Origin of the sequence: Candidatus Symbiopectobacterium sp. NZEC151, assembly GCF_025962655.1 — a bacterium.
Taxonomy (GTDB): domain Bacteria; phylum Pseudomonadota; class Gammaproteobacteria; order Enterobacterales; family Enterobacteriaceae; genus Symbiopectobacterium.
Genome location: NZ_JAGFPE010000015.1, coordinates 1 through 1,180, shown reverse-complemented (window position 1 = coordinate 1,180; position 1,180 = coordinate 1). Strand labels below are relative to the sequence as shown.

The window sequence follows — 1,180 nt, the reverse complement described above, 5'->3', positions numbered from 1 at the left end:
CTTCGGCGTTGTAAGGTTAAGCCTCACAGGTCATTAGTACTGGTTAGCTCAATGCATCGCTGCACTTACACACCCAGCCTATCTACGTCGTCGTCTTCAACGGCCTTTCAGCGTCCTCTAGGGACAAGGGAGAACTCATCTCGGGGCAAGTTTCGTGCTTAGATGCTTTCAGCACTTATCTCTTCCGCACGTAGCTACCGGGCAATGCCATTGGCATGACAACCCGAACACCAGTGGTGCGTTCACTCCGGTCCTCTCGTACTAGGAGCAACCCCCCTCAATTCTCCAACGCCCACGGCAGATAGGGACCGAACTGTCTCACGACGTTCTAAACCCAGCTCGCGTACCACTTTAAATGGCGAACAGCCATACCCTTGGGACCTACTTCAGCCCCAGGATGTGATGAGCCGACATCGAGGTGCCAAACACCGCCGTCGATATGAACTCTTGGGCGGTATCAGCCTGTTATCCCCGGAGTACCTTTTATCCGTTGAGCGATGGCCCTTCCATTCAGAACCACCGGATCACTAAGACCTACTTTCGTACCTGCTCGAGCCGTCACTCTCGCAGTCAAGCTAGCTTATGCCTTTGCACTAACCTCCTGATGTCCGACCAGGATTAGCTAACCTTCGTGCTCCTCCGTTACTCTTTGGGAGGAGACCGCCCCAGTCAAACTACCCACCAGACACTGTCCCCAGTCCGGATTACGGACCCAGGTTAGAACATCAAACATTAAAGGGTGGTATTTCAAGGTTGGCTCCATGCAGACTGGCGTCCACACTTCAAAGCCTCCCACCTATCCTACACATCAAGGCTCAAGGTTCAGTGTCAAGCTATAGTAAAGGTTCACGGGGTCTTTCCGTCTTGCCGCGGGTACACTGCATCTTCACAGCGAGTTCAATTTCACTGAGTCTCGGGTGGAGACAGCCTGGCCATCATTACGCCATTCGTGCAGGTCGGAACTTACCCGACAAGGAATTTCGCTACCTTAGGACCGTTATAGTTACGGCCGCCGTTTACTGGGGCTTCGATCAAGAGCTTCTCCTTGCGGATAACCCCATCAATTAACCTTCCAGCACCGGGCAGGCGTCACACCGTATACGTCCACTTTCGTGTTTGCACAGTGCTGTGTTTTTATTAAACAGTTGCAGCCAGCTGGTATCTGCGACTGCGCAAAGCT

At 52.9% G+C, this 1,180-nt stretch carries 1 rRNA gene; it reads right to left on the bottom strand.

The features are described from left to right. Positions 1–12: 12 nt before the first annotated feature. Positions 13–1,180 (bottom strand): 23S ribosomal RNA (locus J5067_RS23150); the annotation flags it as partial.